The organism is Pseudobutyrivibrio ruminis CF1b (assembly GCF_000424005.1).
Lineage (GTDB): Bacteria > Bacillota > Clostridia > Lachnospirales > Lachnospiraceae > Pseudobutyrivibrio > Pseudobutyrivibrio ruminis_C.
Map to the genome: position 1 here is coordinate 1 of NZ_AUJB01000013.1, position 20,458 is coordinate 20,458.

The 20,458-nt window shown below is 36.1% G+C and carries 21 protein-coding genes; 19 read left to right on the forward strand and 2 right to left on the reverse strand.

What is annotated here, in order from left to right; genetic code table 11:
• From G592_RS0111675 to G592_RS0111755, 15 genes are all read left to right on the forward strand, one after another.
• Positions 1-5,281 (forward strand): DUF6531 domain-containing protein (locus G592_RS0111675; protein ID WP_028247976.1); only part of this gene is annotated, 5,281 nt, incomplete at its 5' end.
• An 8-nt stretch (positions 5,282-5,289) separates the two neighbouring features.
• A complete protein-coding gene (locus G592_RS0111680; protein WP_028247977.1) occupies positions 5,290-5,682 on the forward strand; it encodes a hypothetical protein in 393 nt (130 codons plus the stop codon).
• Between the two features lie 765 nt (positions 5,683-6,447).
• Positions 6,448-6,891, forward strand: coding sequence for a hypothetical protein (locus tag G592_RS0111690; RefSeq protein WP_028247978.1), 444 nt, complete (start codon positions 6,448-6,450; stop codon positions 6,889-6,891).
• 434 nt (positions 6,892-7,325) lie between these two features.
• Positions 7,326-8,606 (forward strand): IS4 family transposase, encoded by a 1,281-nt coding sequence (locus G592_RS0111695; RefSeq protein ID WP_028247979.1) that lies wholly within the window; start codon positions 7,326-7,328, stop codon positions 8,604-8,606.
• A 282-nt stretch (positions 8,607-8,888) separates the two neighbouring features.
• Positions 8,889-9,794, forward strand: coding sequence for an RHS repeat-associated core domain-containing protein (locus G592_RS0111700; RefSeq protein ID WP_278244649.1), 906 nt, complete (start codon positions 8,889-8,891; stop codon positions 9,792-9,794).
• A 46-nt stretch (positions 9,795-9,840) separates the two neighbouring features.
• The gene (locus G592_RS0111705) at positions 9,841-10,500 is read left to right on the forward strand and encodes a hypothetical protein (RefSeq protein ID WP_028247981.1); all 660 of its coding nucleotides are present in this window, start codon (positions 9,841-9,843) and stop codon (positions 10,498-10,500) included.
• Between the two features lie 199 nt (positions 10,501-10,699).
• Positions 10,700-12,193, forward strand: a complete 1,494-nt coding sequence (locus G592_RS17130; protein WP_051194902.1) for an RHS repeat domain-containing protein — start codon at positions 10,700-10,702, stop codon at positions 12,191-12,193.
• An 11-nt stretch (positions 12,194-12,204) separates the two neighbouring features.
• Positions 12,205-12,537, forward strand: coding sequence for a hypothetical protein (locus G592_RS0111715; RefSeq protein ID WP_028247982.1), 333 nt, complete (start codon positions 12,205-12,207; stop codon positions 12,535-12,537).
• Positions 12,538-12,913: 376 nt separating this feature from the next.
• The gene (locus G592_RS18165) at positions 12,914-13,096 is read left to right on the forward strand and encodes a hypothetical protein (RefSeq protein WP_420329246.1); all 183 of its coding nucleotides are present in this window, start codon (positions 12,914-12,916) and stop codon (positions 13,094-13,096) included.
• A complete protein-coding gene (locus G592_RS16440; protein WP_036952839.1) occupies positions 13,083-13,415 on the forward strand; it encodes a hypothetical protein in 333 nt (110 codons plus the stop codon). The genes G592_RS18165 and G592_RS16440 overlap by 14 nt, the downstream gene beginning before the upstream one ends.
• Positions 13,416-13,700: 285 nt before the next feature.
• Positions 13,701-14,663, forward strand: a complete 963-nt coding sequence (locus tag G592_RS0111735) for an RHS repeat-associated core domain-containing protein (protein ID WP_028247984.1) — start codon at positions 13,701-13,703, stop codon at positions 14,661-14,663.
• Positions 14,664-14,677: 14 nt separating this feature from the next.
• On the forward strand, positions 14,678-15,139 hold the full coding sequence (locus G592_RS0111740; protein WP_028247985.1) for a hypothetical protein: 462 nt from the start codon (positions 14,678-14,680) through the stop codon (positions 15,137-15,139).
• Positions 15,132-15,479, forward strand: coding sequence for an EbsA family protein (locus tag G592_RS0111745; RefSeq protein ID WP_028247986.1), 348 nt, complete (start codon positions 15,132-15,134; stop codon positions 15,477-15,479). The genes G592_RS0111740 and G592_RS0111745 overlap by 8 nt, the downstream gene beginning before the upstream one ends.
• Positions 15,480-15,690: 211 nt before the next feature.
• Positions 15,691-16,131, forward strand: coding sequence for a hypothetical protein (locus tag G592_RS0111750; protein WP_028247987.1), 441 nt, complete (start codon positions 15,691-15,693; stop codon positions 16,129-16,131).
• Positions 16,132-16,202: 71 nt separating this feature from the next.
• A complete protein-coding gene (locus G592_RS0111755; RefSeq protein WP_028247988.1) occupies positions 16,203-17,291 on the forward strand; it encodes a GGDEF domain-containing protein in 1,089 nt (362 codons plus the stop codon).
• Positions 17,292-17,484: 193 nt separating this feature from the next.
• On the opposite strand, the gene G592_RS0111760 is transcribed toward G592_RS0111755, so the two are convergent.
• Positions 17,485-17,802 carry a hypothetical protein gene (locus G592_RS0111760; protein ID WP_242830173.1) on the reverse strand — a complete coding sequence of 106 codons (318 nt, stop codon included), beginning with the start codon at positions 17,800-17,802 and terminating at the stop codon, positions 17,485-17,487.
• A 58-nt stretch (positions 17,803-17,860) separates the two neighbouring features.
• Between G592_RS0111760 and G592_RS0111765 the strand changes: the two genes are divergently transcribed.
• Positions 17,861-18,052 carry a GNAT family N-acetyltransferase gene (locus G592_RS0111765; protein WP_242830174.1) on the forward strand — a complete coding sequence of 64 codons (192 nt, stop codon included), beginning with the start codon at positions 17,861-17,863 and terminating at the stop codon, positions 18,050-18,052.
• A gap of 2 nt (positions 18,053-18,054) precedes the next feature.
• The gene (locus G592_RS0111770; RefSeq protein ID WP_028247991.1) at positions 18,055-18,468 is read left to right on the forward strand and encodes an EamA family transporter; all 414 of its coding nucleotides are present in this window, start codon (positions 18,055-18,057) and stop codon (positions 18,466-18,468) included.
• Positions 18,469-18,666: 198 nt separating this feature from the next.
• Here the strand turns inward: G592_RS0111770 and G592_RS0111775 are convergent, their stop codons facing one another.
• On the reverse strand, positions 18,667-18,915 hold the full coding sequence (locus G592_RS0111775; protein WP_028247992.1) for a DUF6465 family protein: 249 nt from the start codon (positions 18,913-18,915) through the stop codon (positions 18,667-18,669).
• Between the two features lie 179 nt (positions 18,916-19,094).
• On the opposite strand from G592_RS0111775, the gene G592_RS0111780 reads away from it, so the two are divergent.
• Together G592_RS0111780 and G592_RS16445 are read left to right on the forward strand one after the other, a co-directional pair.
• The gene (locus G592_RS0111780; protein ID WP_028247993.1) at positions 19,095-19,310 is read left to right on the forward strand and encodes a hypothetical protein; all 216 of its coding nucleotides are present in this window, start codon (positions 19,095-19,097) and stop codon (positions 19,308-19,310) included.
• A gap of 212 nt (positions 19,311-19,522) precedes the next feature.
• Complete coding sequence (locus tag G592_RS16445; RefSeq protein ID WP_036952842.1) at positions 19,523-20,395, forward strand: CPBP family intramembrane glutamic endopeptidase; 873 nt, start codon at positions 19,523-19,525, stop codon at positions 20,393-20,395.
• The last annotated feature ends 63 nt before the right edge of the window (positions 20,396-20,458 follow it).

The window sequence follows — 20,458 nt, forward strand, 5'->3', positions numbered from 1 at the left end:
ATTTGAGGCTTTTGTAAATGACGACACCCATACTGGTGAAGAAGCGGACAATTCTAAGGGATTTGTAAAAGAAAGACAGATACCTTTACTTATAGATATAACAGATGATATTCAGCAGCTGGAAACACTTCAGGACGAGATTATGTCGTCCTTTATTTCAGATGTTGATAATTCACCTAATGCCATAATTAAGACAGAGTACCTTGATAAGGTTACTCTTGATTTTGGTAAATATGAGGACTCACTCAAGGGCATTGGCGAGCAGATTGAAAATCTGGCTGCAGATTTGAATGCTACCTGTTCCGAGGTAGGAAGTTATCTTGCACCAGATTACAGAAATTATTTCACCACAATGGAGACTCTTGCCAGCAATGATGGTATGAGTGGTGTTGCTCCTGATACAAAAAAGAAGTTTGAGAACTTTGATTCCACACATGCAAATGATGTAAGCATGAGTGTTTACCAGACTCTTTACGATACCATCATGTCTAATATTGAGTCATTTATTAATGGTATCGGAAATGGCACAAGCTATGATATCAGAACATATAATGGTAAGCACTTTGACCTTAAGTGGGACAGCCCATTAAACCACCTTTCTGGTGCAGCTCTTGAAGAATACCTTAAGTATGTAGAAGACATGCATGCATACTTAAAGGGTAAGAAGGAGCGTTGCGAGGTTTACAAGTACGACCCTGTAAACATGTGTAACGGTAACTACATCAATGAGCATACAGACATTACTCTTGGTGGAAGATATGAGCTTGAATTCAAGAGATTCTATAACTCTATTGCAAATGAGCTTAAGGACCTTGGATGGGGCTGGACTCATAACTTTGAGGTTCGTATATACGATATCCAGGGAGCTGACAAAATCCGTATCGCATATGCGGATGGTAGTGAGGGTACCTTCAAAAAAGAGAAAAACTTCTACGTGGAAGAGCACGGTGAACCAGGTATTCTTGAAAAGCTTGAGGATGGTATGGGATATATCATCAGACAGGATGACGGAAGCTATGAGAAGTTTGACGGGGCAGGTCTTCTTGTATCCCTTGGCGATATCGATGGAGATCACACGGTAGTTCATTACGAAATTCTTGAAGACAGAGGCAGAAGACTAAAGAGCGTAGAGACAAAGAACGGAAACGCTCTTACATTCACATACTATGAGGATGGCGAAAATGCCGGACTAATCAGTAAAGTGACCGACCATACAGGCAGGTCTGTTTGCTATACCTATGATGAGAAAATGCAGCTTACAGAAATCACAGAGCTTGATGGTGCTGTAAGAAAGTTTACTTATACAGAAGATGGAAAGATTAAGGATGTAATTAATCCAAAGGGAATCGTTGCCATTACAAATGAGTATGATAAGCAGCATCGTACAGTAAAGCAGAGCTTCCCTGATAACTCTATAATGACTTACGAGTACGACGACATCAATAAGACTACTACAGCCACAGAACAGAATGGTAATAAGGTAGTCTATACCCATGATGATCTGGAGCGTCATACAGCTACAGAGTACTATGACGGAACTGAGTATTACACTTATAATACAAGAAACCAGAAGACCAGCTTTACAGATAAGAGAGGCAATACAACACGTTTTGCCTATGATAACAAGGGCCACCTTACAAAGATTGTGGATGCCCTTGGTAATAAGACATTTATCACCTACAGAGCTGATGGCAAGCCTATGGCTGTAAAGGGTCCTAAGGGTGAGGAATATAAGTACAGCTATAATCTTGAGGGTAAGCTTTTTGAGCTTAGAAACCCACTTGATGAGACTAACAGATTCTACTATAAGGATGGAAATCTTTATAAGACCAGAAATGCAAATGGTGGAGTGACTCTTTTTGATTATGATGAAAAGGGTAACGTAAATACCATAACTGATCCTGACGGAGTTGTTACAGAGTACGCTTATGATGAGCTTAACCGTGTAGTGGAGACAACCACAGCTGACGGGGCAGTTACAACATACGAATACGATAATGCTGATAGAATCATAAAGACTACAGATGCTCTTGGTAACACAAGAGAGTATACCTATGATGAAATGGGTAAGGTGACATCTGTAAAAGAGGCAGACGGTACAGTAAAGAACTTTGAAATGAATGTCATGGGACGTGTTTCAAAGGTTACTGATGAGGCAGGCTTTGTAACAGAAATCACTTATAACGTAATGGGAGAGCAGGAAAAGGTATGCTTGCCTAATGGTGGAACCATTCTTTATGAGTATGACCCACTAATGCGCCTTACTAAGGTTACTGATCCAGAGGGAAGAACAAGCGGTTACGAGTATGATAAGAACGGAAATGTGGTAGCTGAGTATCTTGGAGATATCAGAGTTCGTACATTAGAGTATGATGAGCTTAATCGTGTAACAAAAGAGACTGATGCTCTCGGTCATGAAAAGACTTATGAGTATGATGAGAACGGCCAGGTGATTTGTGCTACTGACACTCTTGGTAACAGATACACTAGAGACTACGATTTACTTGGAAGAGTAGTAAAAGAGACAGATGCTCTTGGAAATGAGACATCATATACATATACAAAGCTTGGAAATATCGAAACTGTAACTGATCCAGCTGGAAGAGTTCGTAAATACGAATACACAGATGGTGGAAAGCTTAAGGCTATTTACTTCTGCGGAAGATTAGAGCAGAGCCTTGATTATGATACAGTAGGAAGAATTGTAAAGAGAAGCTTTGCTGATGGCTATGAGATTTCTTACAGCTATGATGTCTTAAGCCGTATAGCAAAAGTAGAAGGCTCGGATGGCCGTACAGTTTCATACGAGTATGATGCCATGGGACGTGCCACAAAGGTTGCAGATGGCAGAAGCACAACACTTTATACTTACACAGCTACAGGTCGATTAAAGAGCGTAGTGGATGCTCTTGGAAACGAGACAGCATACACATATGATGCACTTGATAACCTTAAGAGCGTTCACAGAGCTGAAGGCAGAGTTGAAGATGACAAGATGCCTGTAGTAGGTGAGGATGGTCACGTAACACTCTATTCTTATGATCTTTCAGGTCAGCTTACAACTATCACAGATGCCATTGGTCAGGAAGAGACTTATGAGTACGACCAGTACGGACGTCTTAAGACTAAGACTGACAGAGATAATTTTGCTACAAGCTACAGCTACAATAACCTTGGTGCAGTAACTAAGGTAGGCTATGGAGATGGCAGAAGCGTTGAGTTTGCATACAACGAATTAAATCAGCTTAATGAGATTAATGACTGGCTTGGTAAGACTACACTTGAAAACGATATTTTAGGTCGTCTTACAAAGGTAACAGATTACCAGAACAGAACTGTAGGTTACGAATACAATGCCATAGGAGAAAAGACAAAGCTTGTTTATCCAGACGGAAGAGTAGCAGCTTATACATATGATGCAGAAGGAAAGCTTTCAGGTATTTCTGGAAATGGCGAGGAGACTACATACTCTTATGATGAGCTTGGAAGACTCTCCCTTAAGCTTCTTCCAAACGGTGTATCTACAGAGTACTCATACCTTCCAGGTGGAAATCTTGAGAGCATGACAAGCTACGACAGCAAGGGCGAGCTTGATAAGTATTTCTATTCTTATGACAATGCAGGACTTATCTCTGGAATCAACAGAAATAGACGCGATCTCGAGAAAGTTTCAGGACAGTATAAGTATAGCTATGATGCAATAGGTCGACTTACACAGACCACACATGATGGAATGGTTAAGTCTGCTTATGAGTACGATGCATTTGGAAACAGAACATTACTTGCTGAACATGATTCTAGAACTTCGTATACATATGATGTATTAGACAGACTTGTTCAGGCTAAGGAACTTAATAACAGCCAGGCTATCGTAAAATCTTACGAATATGATAAGCGTGGTAACCAGACTAAAGAGTACGTGGATGGTCTTTTACAAAAGACCTTTACTTTTGATGCAACAAATATGCTATCAAAAGTGGTAGACTTAAATAAGGGAGAGGTAGAGAACCAGTATAATGGTCTTGGCTTTAGAGTAGCATCTACCCGACCAGAAGAGAAAATTGAATACTTATGTGACCTTTCAAGAGACTACTATAACCTTCTTGAGCGCACAGTTAACGGCGAGACAGAGTCATTCATCTACGATAATAATGTAGTAAGCATGAGCAAATCAGGCAATAACTACTATTATCTCCAGGATGAGCTTGGTTCTCCAATGTACATGACTGGAACAGACGGTGTAGCAGTGTCATCTTATGCTTTTGATGACTTTGGAAGAAACGTAGATCCATTCACAGGTAAAATCAAAGAGCATAAACATGGCTACACAACAGATGGCAACATCATCCAGCCATTTGCATTTACAGGCTATCAGGAGGACGAGGTATCAGGTCTTAAGTTTGCTCAGGCGAGATTCTATAGTGCTGAGAATGGTAGATTTGTTGGGGAAGATCAGGTAAGAGGATTTGTAGAATTACCTGATACGATAAATCATTACGTATACTGTATAAATAATCCTAAAAAGTTTATTGATAAAAATGGTAAGTTTTTAGCAACAGTAGCTATAGGTGCAGGCATAGGTGCTGCCGTTGGATTTATAGGAAGTGTTGCAGAACAAGTAGCTGATGGTAAAAGCTTGTCAGAAGTAAATTATAAAGAGGCAGGCAAAACTGCTGTAAAGGGGGCAATTGCAGGTGCCGTTGTAGGTACAGGAGTAGGAGCAGTTGCAGCCGTAGCTCAAGCCGCTACAGTTGTATCTGTTGGATGTGCGCTATCAAATGGAGCTGCAACTGCTGTTGGTTTGGCCACAGTTTTACCATCCACTGCTATTGGAGCGTTACAGGGTGATGCAGCGGCTAGACTTACAGGCGCAAGTAGATGGAATGGAGTATTTAGTGGTGCTATAAACGGAGCAGTTTCTAGTTCGGTTGAATATGTAACAAAGGGAAATTCATTTTTGGCTCAATTCGCTGGAGGATTTAGTGGAAATATTGCAGCAGACATGTTTGACAATATGGATAATCCCAAAAATAAAAAAAGTGCATTCGACATAGGTATGAGAGGAGTCATGGCAGGTAGTTTGCAGGCGGGACTTGCTGGACCAGGTGCATGGGGGCTATATTCAGCTGGAGCTTCGGCAGGACTTTCTAATTTTTGCGGAATGATTTTTGGATTCGGAGCAACTTTTTCAACTGTGGGCTCGAATTATATATATGATAAATTTAAGGAAAGAAATAACGCAGAAAAAACTATAGTTGAAAACAATTGTGTAGATGATTGAGGTATAAGATGGATATAAGATTAAAATATATGGTTTTATTTATAATTTTATTGATGGCAGACATTGTTTTGTCAATAGAAGCTATCCATTATTATAAAAATCGCGAGGAAAAAACAGTGTATGTTCCGAGTATAAATTTTATTGTGAAATTGCTTGTATATGGAGTTCCATCGCTTTTAAGTGTATGGCTATTATTGTTTGTATTTGATTTATCTCGTGTGATTACATCAAGCTATAAAACTGATGAAGGATATGTGACAGATATTAATTCGTCTGAGATTAATGTAGATGATAGTTTATTCTATTTTGTAGGTGATACTTCAGAGGTTGAAGTAGGCGATTATGTTAGGATTGAATATTTACCATTTACAAGATTTGGCAATTTTGAGAGGTTAGATTGATATTATGAATAAGCTGATGATTTTATTTATTATGGCAATAATTTTGAATATTTCATTTCAAATTTATTTCGGTGTTAAGCTATCAAAACGTTTAACACAGAAGCAACTTATACAATTTTACATCATGCAAAATATTGCATTGTTATTAATCGTCTTTTTTATGATTGCGTTTTGAATTATGGTATAGGAGTTTTGTCTGTTCAAAACCAAATAAAAGTGTCTGAACCCATAACGGAAAAATGCAATTAAAAAAATCGTAAAGGTGTCAGACCAGTGATGAGGAAAATTATGAATTTACCTCCATATGTTACAATCGATGATTTGAAAAGAGGAATGAGCATCGTAAGAACTATACTCTGCGAGAAACATTCTTAAAAGAATAGAGAAGGAAAATATACCTCTTTTCGACAAAAGAAAGACAGACGAGAATAATACTTAATAAACCGATTCATGTTTAAGCTGCAAAGCCAATGTTGGGCTTTGCAGTTTTTTCATAGTTATAAATTAAAATCAAAGAGCATAAGCATGGCTACACCACTGATGGCAACATTAACCAGCCATTTGCCTTTACAGGTTATCAGGAAGATGAAGTATCTGGCCTTAAGTTTGCCCAGGCGAGATTGGTTGATAATTGCTCAGAGTAAAATCGAATAAGGAGAATATAAAAAGTGGATAGAAATACTGCAAAAAAGCATTTTAGTAGATGTATATTTAACAGGCGAAGCTTTAGACTGTGGACAATAAAAAATATTAGGAGTATGTTTTATGGATTATCAATATTTATTTAATCAAAAGTTTATAATATTAATTGTTATTTTGATAATTGGGTGCTTAGCACTATTATTCTTTTGGGTGAACAATTCTTATATGGACGAGTCGGATTATTTGAGAAACCATCCGTTTGCAAAATACATTATAAGAGTGTGTCTGTCATTGTTAATGCTTACTTACTTTTTGCTTAGTGCATTGCCGATTATTAAAGATAAAAAAATAATAGATAATCAACATTATGCTGTGGAAGAAGGCCAAGTCTTGCATGATGTTGATGAAGGCGGAATGTTTGGATTATCTAGGTCAATTAATATTAGTATTGATGGAAGTCCGTATGAGTTTAGTGTTGCATTCATTGATAACGATGTTAAAGTGGGTGACAAAGTAAAAGTGACATACTTACCAAATTCAAAGTATGCAGTTATTGAAAAAGAATAAATTTGAGATTATAAAGACGAATAGAATAATTGTGAGGAAAAGTAAAGAATGGATAAATCAGCTTTTTTGTTTGATTATTTTTAAGATGTTTTGGTTCTATATATGTGGCCATGTGTGAGTTTGTATGCCATAATTCAGAACGATATTACAAAGAAAGCGGATAAGAATGAAATAAATGTTAAAGTACCCCATTACAAAATAATAACTCTGTAATAAAATCGTAAAGGTGTCAGGCACCAATGTGGTCAACTTAAGCTGAAAGAGCTTGTAAAATCAAGCTTTTCAGCTTATTTTTTATTTTAAAATCTCTGCTTTTTTTCTGCAAAAATCTCTTGACATAACCTCCAAAAAATGCGGCGCTTCGCGCCTATTGATCAAGAAGATGATTCGTTTCCGAGGCGAATTAAAATTGATCATTTTTTGGAGGTGTTCTTATGAAAAGAAACGAGATTTGTAGCTCTATTGTCCAAGCCATCAAGCAGTACATTGATTCTCCTGATTGTATGGAGATTCATCGCGCACCGTCTAAGTTTATTAGAAAGCGTAAACTATCATTCCAGCAAGTAATTCTGTATCTTTTGTACTCTTCCAAAGCATCTATGAATCAGAATCTTGCTATGATTAGACAAGAACTAATATCTATTTCTTTCCCTGACATTACCAAACAAGCCCTTTCGAAAGCTAGGCAATTTATCCATCCGTATCTATTCCGTGATCTTTTCAATATTTCTGTAGATATCTTTTACAGGAATATTGGCACCAGAAAAGACTGGCATGGATACCATCTTTTTGCTATTGATGGATCTAAAATAGAACTTCCCAATTCTAAATCTAACTTTGAACATTTTGGCGAAATGTTTGGTTATCCTGATTCTAACAGAAAATTCACTATGGCACTAGCATCCACCGTTTATGATGTTTTAGAAGACTATATAGTTCATGCATCCATCAACAGATATCTAGCTGGTGAGCGTGCTGTAGCTATTGAGCATTTAAAAACGCTAGAGGCTCTTCGAATCTATGAAAATGCTGTAGTAATTTTTGATAGAGGATACTACTCTGAAGGAATGTTTCGCTATTGTGTTGAGCATAATCATCTTTGTGTTATGCGTCTAAGAGAAAATTTTAAGCTTTCCAAAAACTGTAAAGTTGAAACATTAACCACACTTCCTGGCAATCCTAAAGAAAACACTTACGATATCGATATCCGCGTCATCGAAGTATCTCTTGATGATGGAAGCAAGGAATACTTAGCAACTAATATATTTGATAAATCCATCACTGCACCTATGTTTAAGGAACTATATTTCAAGAGATGGCCAATCGAAATAAAATATCATGAACTTAAAAGCTCATTCAAACTGGAAGAATTCAATGGAGCAACACCTGTAGCTATCATGCAAGAGTTCTTCATTAACTTGATGCTCTCGAACATTGCTTCACTTATCAAAAATCATGTAGATGAGCTAATTGATGAAACTTCAAATCCTGCCAACAAATATAGATACCAAGCAAATCGTTCCTTTATTATTGGTCAACTAAAATATCGTTTTGCTAGATACATTAGTGCTCAACTTGATTTGAACACTTTTGATGACCTAATAGCTTTAGCTTACAAAAACAGATCTCAAATTCAACCAGGAAGGTCTTTCGCAAGAAAGAGAAATAAAGCCATCGGTCGAACTCACTTTAGGAATAAGAAAGTTGCTTTTTAACCTATAAAAATATCTATTACACTCATACCAGCTATGACATATGCTGCTGGCTTATTTTCTATGCCTTTGAGCTGCACTTTTTATTCTGTAAAATGTGTAGCTTACGGATTTTCTTTCTATGCAATGAATGTGATACTATTAGTAAAAGTAAAATCTAATGAGATTTCCCTTAAGTTGACGTTTAGTTGACCACATTGGTGTCAGGCACCGGTTCTTGGTAGAAATCTCAATCCATTCACAGGCCAGAAAGAAAAGCCAGCGTACATAAAGAATGGTAATATCATCCAGCCTTTAGCATTCACAGGTTACCAGCATGATGAGATGACTGGCAGCTACTTTGCTCAGGCAAGATACTATGACAGTAATGCAGGTAGATTTGTTAGTGAGGATAAGGTCAGAGGATTTGCAGATAAGCCTGATACAATAAATCATTATTTGTATTGCCTAAATATGCCTTTAATTGCAATTGATTTAGATGGTAATATTTTAAATCTAGTTATCGGAGCAGTTGTTGGTGGTGTGGTAAATGGTGGTCTCGAGATAATTGATGCGAAGCTTAATGGCGAAGAAATAGATTGGAAAAAAGTCGGTTTAAGTACAGTACAAGGAGCAATAGAAGGTACTGCCATCGCAACTGGTTGCGTTGGGGCGGCAATGGTAGTTCAATTTGCGACTGATATAGTATTTAATACAGCTAAAGATTATCTTGATGGTAATCTTACCGCTGGTGAACTTGCAGGAAATGTTGTGGGGGCTGGTGTTAATGCGTTGGCTGTAGGAGGAGTTATGAAGGGCGCATCTATTCTGGCTGATAAAGCACCTAAAATTGCAAATAAACTATTTAGTAGCGGAAAACATCCTGTTTTAGAGAAAATTGCGTCGGAGTTCATAGCTCAAGGAGAGTTAGTTAATAATGTAAATGGAATTAAAGAAATCGGTAAGGGATTGGGAAAGAATTGTTTAGATTCATTGGCTAAATATGCATTTAGTGGTGCTCCAGATGCAATGGAGGCTGCAAAAATCGTAGGAATATATGCGTTGCAAGAAAACGTGATAGACTTTATGTATAATAGGATTACAGGATGGCTTGGGAAAGGAATAGATTATGCCTGTGAGAAAATTATTGATTTAGCGAATAGCCTAGTTGCTAAATCGACAGTCGTTAATCAATCTCAATGTGCTGCCTGAGGAAGGTGGCAATATTTTATGAACAGTAAGGTGGTTATTGAAAAAGATGGATATCGAAAGAGTTTTAATTACTAAAAGATGTTTTTATTATGTAGCAGTAGTAGTGCTTATGATTATATTTATGCCTTTTTCACTGTATATTGGATTTAGATATAATGTGCTATTTTTGTACGTTATGATGGTGGTTTATCTTTTTTTGTTATTGATTAATATTCCAGCATTACTGGCATTTATTAATGAGAGAATAATTATATCTGATGAAGGAATAAATCATATTTCTTCGCTTGGAAAAATGAAAAAGATAAATTGGAGCTCTGTTCGTAGAATATACTTGTCTAACTGTGGACAATATACTAATTCTATGATAGTTCTTCAGTTGTATGACAAAAAAAAGATAAAAATACCATATTATTTACCAGAATACGACAAATTAAAAATATATTTGCAAGAGCGAGGTATTTTGGGGATGTATTCAGATAGCCCATTATATGCTTATGCAAATATGGAAAAGCATTCTAAATATTCATTTTTGAAGTCAGCAAATATGCAAAGCTTTGATGGGAAGATGGTGGATATATCCGATGTCATAGATAAAGTTCAAACAGCTGATTATTTATATGCAGCTGATTTATTGAATAAACATACATCAATTGGTATGTATGAGTCATGCCTTTATATTAGACAAATTATGAAAATGAACAAATAACAAGATAGACATTATAACACATGGGGCTATCGTAGAATTTGGGGTTAAAATGCAGCCAAGGAAAGCTGCATTTTAATTTTGCTAAAGCAAAACATAGATTTCTGAAAGGGGTTTCAGAAATCTATGCCATGTACGGATTGAACTAATCTGATGATTAGTCCAATCCTATGATAAGCGTGGCAACCAGACAAAAGAGTACGTGGATGGTCTTTTACAAAAGACCTTTACTTTTGATGCAACAAATATGCTTTCAAAAGTGGTAGACTCAAATAAGGGAGAGGTAGAGAACCAGTATAACGGTCTTGGCTTTAGAGTAGCATCTACCCGTCCTGAAGAAAAAATTGAATACTTATGTGACCTTTCAAGAGACTACTACAACCTTCTTGAGCGCACAGTAAATGGCGAAACAGAGTCATTCATCTACGATAATAATGTAGTATCTATGTCTAAGGCTGGAAGCAACTACTACTACCTCCAGGATGAGCTTGGTTCTCCAATGTACATGACAGGAACAGATGGTGTAGCAGTGTCATCTTATGCTTTTGATGACTTTGGAAGAAACGTAGATCCATTTACAGGCAAAATCAAAGAGGCAAACCATAAGCACAGCTACACCACTGATGGCAACATCATTCAGCCATTTGCTTTCACTGGCTACCAGGAGGATGAGGTTTCAGACCTTAAGTTTGCACAGGCGAGATTCTATAGTGCTGAGAATGGTAGATTTGTTGGGGAAGATCAGATTGGCGGATATACAGAAAAGCCAGATACAATAAACCATTTTGTATATTGCTGGAATAATCCTAAGAACTTGATTGATAAAAATGGAAAGTTCCCACAGATTCTTATAGGAGCTGCAGTTGGAGGAATAATCGGTGCAGGCGTTGATGCTATATCTCAGGGGGTTGCTATAGCCAAAGGTGAGCAGGATAGCTTTAACTGGGGCGAATTGGCAGGGGCTACTGTTGAAGGAGCTGTTGTCGGAGCTGTGGCGTCAACTGGAGTTGGTGCAGGTCTTGCAGGTGCTATGCTTGCTGGAGGATTAGGAGCAGCAGCAGGAAATGTTACGACTCAGCTTATTAATACTGGCTCAGTAGATGGTGGTCAGCTTGCATTAGCAACAGGAGCAGGAGTTATAGGTGGAGCAGCCGGTTATGGAATAGGAAAGGCGATATCTAAAGTATCTTCTAAGGTAATGCCAAAAATTGCTAACAAGATTGATGATTTTGTTACAAAGCGACGAGTAGCAAGGGGCGGAGCTTCAGTAAACACAGTATCGCCAAAGCAATGTAGACTTGAAATGGATTTACAGTTTTTTGCTGAGAAGAGTGGTGGATGTCCATATGATGGTGGAGCAGAAAGCAAATTTCGAGAAGTTTTTGATTTAGCAGATAATTATAAATTAAGTGATGAAACTTTTAATAATCATATTTTAGATAGACATGGACCTAATTCGGTATATGGAAATAAGTCACATTTTAACGCAAATTTTGATATTAGAGAAGGCATTAATAGTACATTGACAGGCAATAATTTTACCTTAGGCCCAAATACCGCAGGAAGAGATGGATACATTTTTGAACAAACCTTCACTAATTCTATAGGAACAAGTAGTAATGGTAAATCATTAAATACCCTAAAAGTTGTCATGGATGGGTCCGGAAATGTAATTACTGCATTTCCAAAAAAATAGGAGGTACTAAAATGAATTTTTATATAGGTAATTCCGTAAATGAGGTAAATGTACAAGATTTCAATATAGAATTTAGTGATGAGTTGTTAGATTATATCTACAAAATACATGGAGAAGCGCATATTGATATGAGTAAGCTGTTCCAAATTCAGCCATATGAGGACATGGAAATTTCTAAAGATGATTTACCATTGATTGCGAATATTTGTATATATATATTGGAGAATTCTATGCTTAAAAAATATGATGAACCAGATGAAGGTCAGAAAATGGTGAAAGATTTATTCGATATTATTCAAAAAGCTCAGGCAAAAGGCAAAGGAATTGTTTCAATCGGAGATTAATCTAAGTGCCTCGTATTATATAGTCATAGCCATTCTTTACCTTTTCTATAGGTTGGGCTATGCTGGGTTAGATGCTGTGGATTGTTCAATTGGTGCCTACCGCATAGACGGTTCGGGTCAGGATACAACCACAGCCTCTTTGTATATTTGTTAATCAGTTAGATACCGCTCGACGGTTTATGTAGAACGAGGTTACAATTGCAAGGAGTTCATGTGGTTCTATAGCAGTATCAAATATCTAATAGGAGGATGTTTCATGATTTATGTGGGGATTGATGTTGCAAAAGATAAGCACAATTGCTTCATCACAAATTCTGATGGCGAGGTTTTATATAAACCTTTAAATGCATTTGGTAGTCAGGCGAAACCAGGAACCATGTATGTAGAATTTGATGTTGATTCGTCAAGAATATATCAAGCAGGTAATGAAGGTTGGGGACAAATCCCAGGACCAGGATCTTTATATGACCGACTTAATATAAAGAAAGGTTTGCCACCAATAAGTGACATGCCTAATGCATATAATATTTCAATAGGAGAACGAAATGATAAAAAATGATTTTGGAGTTGAGGATGTAATTATTTTAGTAAAAGAGCTAATTAATTCGATTTATAACAAAAAAACACATGGAAATATAGAAGTTATCGTAGATAATCCAACTTGCTATAGAATTTTTCTTGATTATGAAAAATGTATAGGTGAAATAATAATCGAGCAATCGACTTTCGCTCCATATAGATATATTTCATTTAATGTGTTGCCTAGTGATACGGAAGATATTGCACCTATTTTTTATTGGAATGATGCAGCCGGGGATTCATTAGAATATATAAGAGAAAAAATTGAAGAAGGAATATTACTGGCTTCTAATTATTGATAGTAATTTAAGCGCTTACCCCAAAATGATATCTTTAGCAGGAAAGTTTTGGGCTAAATATGGCTCTTTGCGTGGTTTTTTAGAGGAGAGTAAAATTACCATAATGCTGTATCTATGTCTAAGGCAGGAAATAACTACTACTATCTTCAGGATGAGCTTGGTTCTTCAATGTACATGACCAATTTCACGATTTTCTAGCATAAGCATTGAAAATCGTGAACAGCGACGAGCCCATCAGCGAAGCTGATTATAAATGGCGAGTCTCCCCGAACAGATGGAGTGGCTGTGAGTTCATACGCTTTCGATGACTTTGGAAGAAACATTGACCCAAGAACAGGAAAGCAGAAAAAGCACGGCTATACAACGGATGGTAACATCATTCAGCCATTTGCCTTCACAGGCTACCAGGAAGATGAGGTATCAGGCCTTAAGTTTGCTCAGGCGAGATTCTACAGCGCAGAGAATGGAAGATTTGTTGGCGAAGATCAGGTAAAGGGATTAGTAAGTGTTCCTGAATCACAAAATCATTATGTGTACTGTGTTAATGCGCCAACTTACTTGATTGATGGTAATGGTAAATGGGTACAATTTGCTATAGGTGCAGCTGTCGGATTGGTAACTGGAGTTGCCACTGAAGTTATTTCTGCAAAACTATCTGGACAGGAAATCAAAGCATCAGCAGTTTTTGGTGCTGCAGCAGGAGGAGCTGTTGGTGGTGTGATTGCTGCTACAGGAAATACAGCTTTAGCAGCAACTGTTTCTGGAGCTGTGTCAAATGGATTGTCAACATTGATTACAGATACTATAGATATTGCAACACATTCTAGTGATATGACAGCTTTGGATGTGGCAAAGCATGTAGCGGGTAATACCATTATTGGAGGTGTTACATCATTTGGATCATTCAAATTGGCTGATAAAGTTTTACCTAAGGTGATGTCTAAAGCTGATATTTTCAAAGTAGAGTATGCTAATAAAAGAATGGCTGAGGGAGCTTTTGCCCTAGGTGAAACGTTAAGAAGACATGGAAGTAAGTATTTAACATATTATGCGGTAAATGAAGGAATACCATTTGGGTTAGATACAATTGTAGCCACAGGTCAAAAATGGTGGGAGAACATAAAGGGTAATATAAATCAAAAGGAAGATAAAACAAAAGAAGCTACTCAAAATGAAGATAAATATAAGCCTACAGAATTAATCAATGAAAGAATTATTTCTACGGAAAAAGAGGAATATGATGAGTAAAGGAGAGGTAGAGCGTGAAGAGAATATACATAGTAACTTTGATTGAAGTATTAATTATTTTACTCGGAATAGGGATATATGTTTTTTATACAATTAAAAAGCATGGAAATATTCTTGGAGAGAATCCATTTGGAAATTATGGAGAGAATTTCTTTAAGAATCATAGTTTGTTAGCAAATGCAATATGTCATTTTTTAGTTTATGGATTATCTTTGTTTATTTTGATTGAGTTATGTATTCCAGTAATAATGGATTTTCCAGCAGCAATGAAAGATGAATACATAGAAACATCAGGTTATGTTGTTAGATGGGATATTACTCAAGAAAATACAAATAAATTAAGGCGAATTTCTATTACAGATGAGGAAAATGAGGAATTACATCTTAATGTTTATGGATATAGCATATATAAAGATGAGTATATAAAAGTTAGATATTTTAAACATTCTAAATATGGGAAGGTTATTTATGAGTAACTTATTAGTTTTAGCAGTTTTGGATAAAATTCAAACAGCTGGTTTGATTACTTTTGGAGCAGGGTTAGGTATTTTTATAATTATTTTTGGTGCCTTTTTAGTATTAATACGGCTCAATAATTTTTATACATATGTACTGGAAGACGATAAAATTGTCATCTATAAAATGTTTATTTTTAAAAGAGAAATCAGTTTAAAAGAAATTGATAAGATAGAACAAAAATCTGATGGTATAAAAATATATTTGAAGAGTCAAAGGAAGATTTTTATAGATTATATGTTTGATAACCAAGAATCTTTAATGAAAGAATTGCGTGGTAATGGAATTTACTTGTGTTAGGTATGGTATGAATTCAAAATTGGTAAGGACATAGCAAAAGGATTGTTTTCTAATGCAAATAAATGCTTGAAAGTTGAGGACTATGTAGTATTGATGATTGTATCGATACCATTCTGTTTATATGTTGGATTTAAATGATATTATTACAAGTGGAGTTCAAATTTGCTAGTGCAGACGTAATGGATATAACTGTGCAGGAGGAGTGTTGCTAATGAGTAAAGTAATAATATATAGGGAATATACAATAATATTGATGCTTGTAGGATGTTTGATTTTTATAACTGCAAAAATAATTATTAAAAAAAGGTTATTGACTAATTTGAAATTTACTAGTGAAAAAGCGAAGTTAATAATCAATATGATATGTATTCCTATTGTGTATGCTGCACTAATATTTTGTCTGTGGGAATATTATCCGCTAATGTTAGATATACCAAATGCTATTTCAAAATCATATTGTGTAGATAACGCTATTGCCAGATCCTATGATCATAGTAATCCAGGGTTTGTTGAAAGACGATACATTGATATGGAAATTGATGGTAAAATTGAGCATATGACTTTATACGCATATGGAATAAACGAAGGAGAGAAATATACGGTTATATATCTTCCGCATAGTAAGATAGGACAGGCTGTACCAGTAGAATAATTTTTTTAGAAGGCAGAAAACATTATTGGTTAACAAATTATTGCTATAATAGTGCCCGAGGAGTCGTGACTATGAGAATTATAAATGGCGTAAGAATGATTATAGGTCTTTTAAGAGACCTAAGATTAATGAGTCATAAGGAAAAAGCTGATTTCTACAGGGCTAAGTGCGAATACTATCAGGGTATTGTCGAACTGAGTCTTATTGTGGCATGCCTTACTACTGTATGCTTTCTATATTCGGACTATATGATAAATGGGTCCTTCATCCCGACCCTATTGCCAAGATTATCCATTTTGGTATTTATTGCTATTTTTTTCATTGCTACTCATGTAAATAGTAGCACTAGCTTGCTGGTGTTCATGGATTACTTCCTGGGGCATGGTACAGTCATTGCAGCAAGCTGGACAGCATACAATCTGGTTGATAATAGTAATTCTGTTACAGGAATTATAATAGTGAATCTCTTATGGATTGTAATTGGATTTGTGTCTTCGCCTATAGACACTACTATTAATGGAATTGTGTTCATTATTGAAATCTGGATTACAAATATATTTAATCACTACACAAATTATGAAGTGATTTTGTCGCTGGAAATACCATGCATTATCGGTATAATGGTCGTTCATTATATTATGACAGCGTTTTATCTGGATCATTACAGAGTCACTCAGAAGCTTGAACTGTCAATGGTTACAGATCCTTTAACTCAGGTTTACAACAGGCATCTTTTGGAGGAGATTGTATCAAAGAACTCTTTAAAGGATGTTTCGCCAATGGAGAATGTTTCAGTGTCGATGATTGATATTGATGATTTCAAGAAAATCAATGATGTAAACGGTCACTACACTGGGGACATAACCCTTTTCTATATCGGTCAGAAATTATCTGAGCGGTTTAGTGATGATGGCTATGTTATTCGTTATGGTGGAGAGGAATTTGTTGTAATCCATAAAAATTGCACATTGGATGAGGCTCGAAACCGTATGGAAAAATTCAGAATGGATATTGAGAATGCAAGCGACACTCCAGTTCCATTTACCATTTCAGTGGGTGTAACCAGTTATACCGGCGATTATGGCAAAACTATTCAAAGTGTGGATGAAGCTCTATATGAGGCTAAGAACACAGGCAAGAATAAAGTAGTTGTAAGGTAAATTCAATTTTAAACTGCAAAGCCAACTTATAGGTTTTGCAGTTTTTTGTTATATAGCTGAGATAATGGGGTAGTATATAAAAAAAGAACCTGCCAACAAGTTTATATGGTGACAGGTTCTAACATTATTTAAAGAAATATGTGAAGGTAGCTACTACTCAGTAATGAGAGGGCTACCTTTTATTTTTAGTATTCTAGAGTTTTCTATATACGTTTAACAGATCCATGAGTTTATTGCCCAGAGGGTCATTGTAATCCCATGCGTCTGATATTCCCTTTGGGTAGTAAGGGAAGAAGGTATCGGCATTTCTTACTTCACGCATCTTATCAAGTTCTTGTAAGGTCATTTCTAACTGTGATGGTAGCATATAGTAAGGAATAGTATCTGGATGGCTTAGTAGTTTATTAATATCCTTTTTTATATCTTCAATCAGAATATCCATATCCATAATTTTATTCCTTTCAATATAGAGTTCTATTACTGGAGGTTTTTTAGGAACCTTCTTTTTCAATTATAAGGTATTGGGTTTTCTTGTACCATTCCGAAATTTATCCATATGGTTTTTATTATTGGGAAAGGTTAGAATATATGCATATACAGAAGATTACAATTTATCCAGTCAGCATCTTTGTGAAAAGCTTGGTATGAGAAAAGAAGGATTATTCAAAGAGTTTATTTCCTTTGTAAACAATCCTGATGGAACACCTAGATATGAGAACACTTTACAATATGCTATTTTGAAAAAAGAATGGGAGGGTTGAGCATGTGGTTCATATTTGCTATAGGGTCTGCAATCTTTGCAGCATTGACATCTATACTTGCTAAAGTAGGTATTGATGGCGTGAATTCCAATTTGGCTACTGCCATTAGAACTGTAGTTGTTGTACTTATGGCGTGGGGAATGGTTTTTATTACAAATGCCCAGTCTGGAATTTCTGAGATAAGTAAAAGAAGCTGGCTTTTTCTTATTTTATCAGGACTGGCAACGGGAGCTTCTTGGTTGTGCTACTATAAGGCACTTCAGATGGGAGAAGCATCAAAAGTTGTACCAATTGATAAGCTTAGTGTTGTAATCACTTTGGTTATGGCATTTATATTTTTACATGAGCAGTTTACAGTACATTCAGTAATAGGATGTATTCTAATTGGAGCAGGTACATTGTTTTTAGTTATGTAGGGGGATATAGTTGTTGCCTTCAGCCAGTACGAGTATTATGGGATGTCTCAGGAAGAAATTGAAAAAAGGATTTTTGACTCAATAAAAAGCAGAAGTGTATAGAACACAATATTTTTGCAAAAAAAAAAGACTTATTACTGGGGAGAGAAAAGACACACACATCCAATGTCCTCAGTAATAAGTCTTATTTAAACGATATTATAAATCTACAGAGCCAACGCAGTCGGTATTAGCTACAAAGTAAATTTTGCTTTCTTCTGGCTTGATATAGATATTAATTGATTCAAGCTCTTGGCCCTTAAACTGCTTTTTAAAGCCAGACTGTGCTTTCTTTAAGCAAGCTTCTTCGCTGAATTCAATGTTGCCATACTGAACTACTGCTGAAGATTTAACTGCTTTCTTGCGACCAGCTGTTTTCTTAGTTGTACTAGTTTTCTTAACTGCCATCATAAACCTCCCCAAGCTTAACGATTGTCTAAAAGTTGATAGTTACTTACAAATAATTATAAGCAAATACAGGAAAAATGCAACTTTAATACTCAATATTGCAAACATAGGGCGTATAATTTTATAATAGTGGACAGATATATGGTGTTTTGTTTTCTGTAGAGAAGGGGGATTTTTCAATGGCAGATATTAAAGACATTATCAAACAGTTAGGTGGTAATAAGGATTTGATGAAGCAGATTTCTACTGCTGATTTAAGTCAGGCAAAGGACCTTTTGAAGAAGGCTAACATTGACATTTCTGATGCGGATATCAAAAAGGTTCAGGCAGCTCTTGCTGATGGAAAACTTGATTTTGGCGAGATCAAGGATTTGGCTGGGGCTTTTATGAAATAATTCAATATGCTTTGCATGGCTACCCCTACAGGGGTAGCCATTTTTAATATGACATTTATCATTTAAGAAGTGACAATACTCAATGGTTTGATGATATGAGATACAGTACAATTATCCTATCTTAATCAAAGCGGGAAAAATATTATGGAGCGATTTGGGATATCAATGATTTGCTTTTGGATTTTTGATTACTAGATAGAAGGTATGAGATTATGGATGAAAAGATTTTGAAAAAGCCAGTTGCATCATGTTTAACCATATTTGCGATATTGATTATGGTGCATGGTTTCGAGGCGATTGTCCTTCGAATGGACGAAACAGTTATTGGTGAAAATTTCATAAACAAAGTATTTGGGATTGTTCTGCTCTGTATTGTCTTAAATCTAATTAATTGGAAATGGTCGGATATTGGTTTTGCAAGAAATGGATTTACCAAAAGTATATGTTTGGGATTTGCTCTTGCTATTATTTCATTTATTGTTTCTTATTCTATTGAGATTTTTATCTTAAGAAGCCAGGGCAAGGTTACTGATTTTGGCGTGTTTACCACGGGATTTTCACTTACCGGAGAGGCGGAAGTGCATAGAGGGATAGGCTTTATACTGATGTGTGTGTTCTTCAATATAATCAATGTTCTTATGGAGGAAGGGACTTTTCGTGGATTATTTAATAAGCTTGTTGCGACAAATCATTCCATAAAGTTTGCACTTGTTTTTCAGGCAGTATTGTTTGGAATCTGGCATATAGTAACCCCGCTCCATAATTTAATTGATGGCGATATAAATTTGGTAGCGTTTGTTGGACTTGGAGTAGGATATATTATTCTTGCCGGACTGATGGGAATAAAATGGGGCTTGATGTATCAGATGACCGGCAGTCTTTATGCTGGAATGGCGGATCATTTTTTTAATAACTGTATAGCAACGAATCTTTTGCATGTGGTTACAGAGTCAGGAATAGATGAGATGATGATTATCCGCGTGATGGTAGCACAGCTTCTATCTTTTGTTATTGTCCTGACTGGGTGGAAGAGGTTGAAGAGAGATGCAATAAAATTACCATATCCTAACGAAGAAGAAAATTAGGACAGCTTATTTCTCCAACAGCAGTATGTATTTCATGTACCAGTAGCACTATCATATAATCAT

Bases quoted from the DNA above. Each gene is read 5' to 3' on its own strand.
- G592_RS0111680 (WP_028247977.1), top strand. From the start codon at position 5,290: ATGGATATAAGATTAAAATATATGGTTTTATTTATAATTTTATTGATG.
- G592_RS0111690 (WP_028247978.1), top strand. From the start codon at position 6,448: ATGGATTATCAATATTTATTTAATCAAAAGTTTATAATATTAATTGTT.
- G592_RS0111695 (WP_028247979.1), top strand. From the start codon at position 7,326: ATGAAAAGAAACGAGATTTGTAGCTCTATTGTCCAAGCCATCAAGCAG.
- G592_RS0111705 (WP_028247981.1), top strand. From the start codon at position 9,841: ATGGATATCGAAAGAGTTTTAATTACTAAAAGATGTTTTTATTATGTA.
- G592_RS0111715 (WP_028247982.1), top strand. From the start codon at position 12,205: ATGAATTTTTATATAGGTAATTCCGTAAATGAGGTAAATGTACAAGAT.
- G592_RS18165 (WP_420329246.1), top strand. From the start codon at position 12,914: ATGTATGTAGAATTTGATGTTGATTCGTCAAGAATATATCAAGCAGGT.
- G592_RS16440 (WP_036952839.1), top strand. From the start codon at position 13,083: ATGATAAAAAATGATTTTGGAGTTGAGGATGTAATTATTTTAGTAAAA.
- G592_RS0111745 (WP_028247986.1), top strand. From the start codon at position 15,132: ATGAGTAACTTATTAGTTTTAGCAGTTTTGGATAAAATTCAAACAGCT.
- G592_RS0111750 (WP_028247987.1), top strand. From the start codon at position 15,691: ATGAGTAAAGTAATAATATATAGGGAATATACAATAATATTGATGCTT.
- G592_RS0111755 (WP_028247988.1), top strand. From the start codon at position 16,203: ATGAGAATTATAAATGGCGTAAGAATGATTATAGGTCTTTTAAGAGAC.
- G592_RS0111770 (WP_028247991.1), top strand. From the start codon at position 18,055: ATGTGGTTCATATTTGCTATAGGGTCTGCAATCTTTGCAGCATTGACA.
- G592_RS0111775 (WP_028247992.1), bottom strand. From the start codon at position 18,915: ATGGCAGTTAAGAAAACTAGTACAACTAAGAAAACAGCTGGTCGCAAG.
- G592_RS0111780 (WP_028247993.1), top strand. From the start codon at position 19,095: ATGGCAGATATTAAAGACATTATCAAACAGTTAGGTGGTAATAAGGAT.
- G592_RS16445 (WP_036952842.1), top strand. From the start codon at position 19,523: ATGGATGAAAAGATTTTGAAAAAGCCAGTTGCATCATGTTTAACCATA.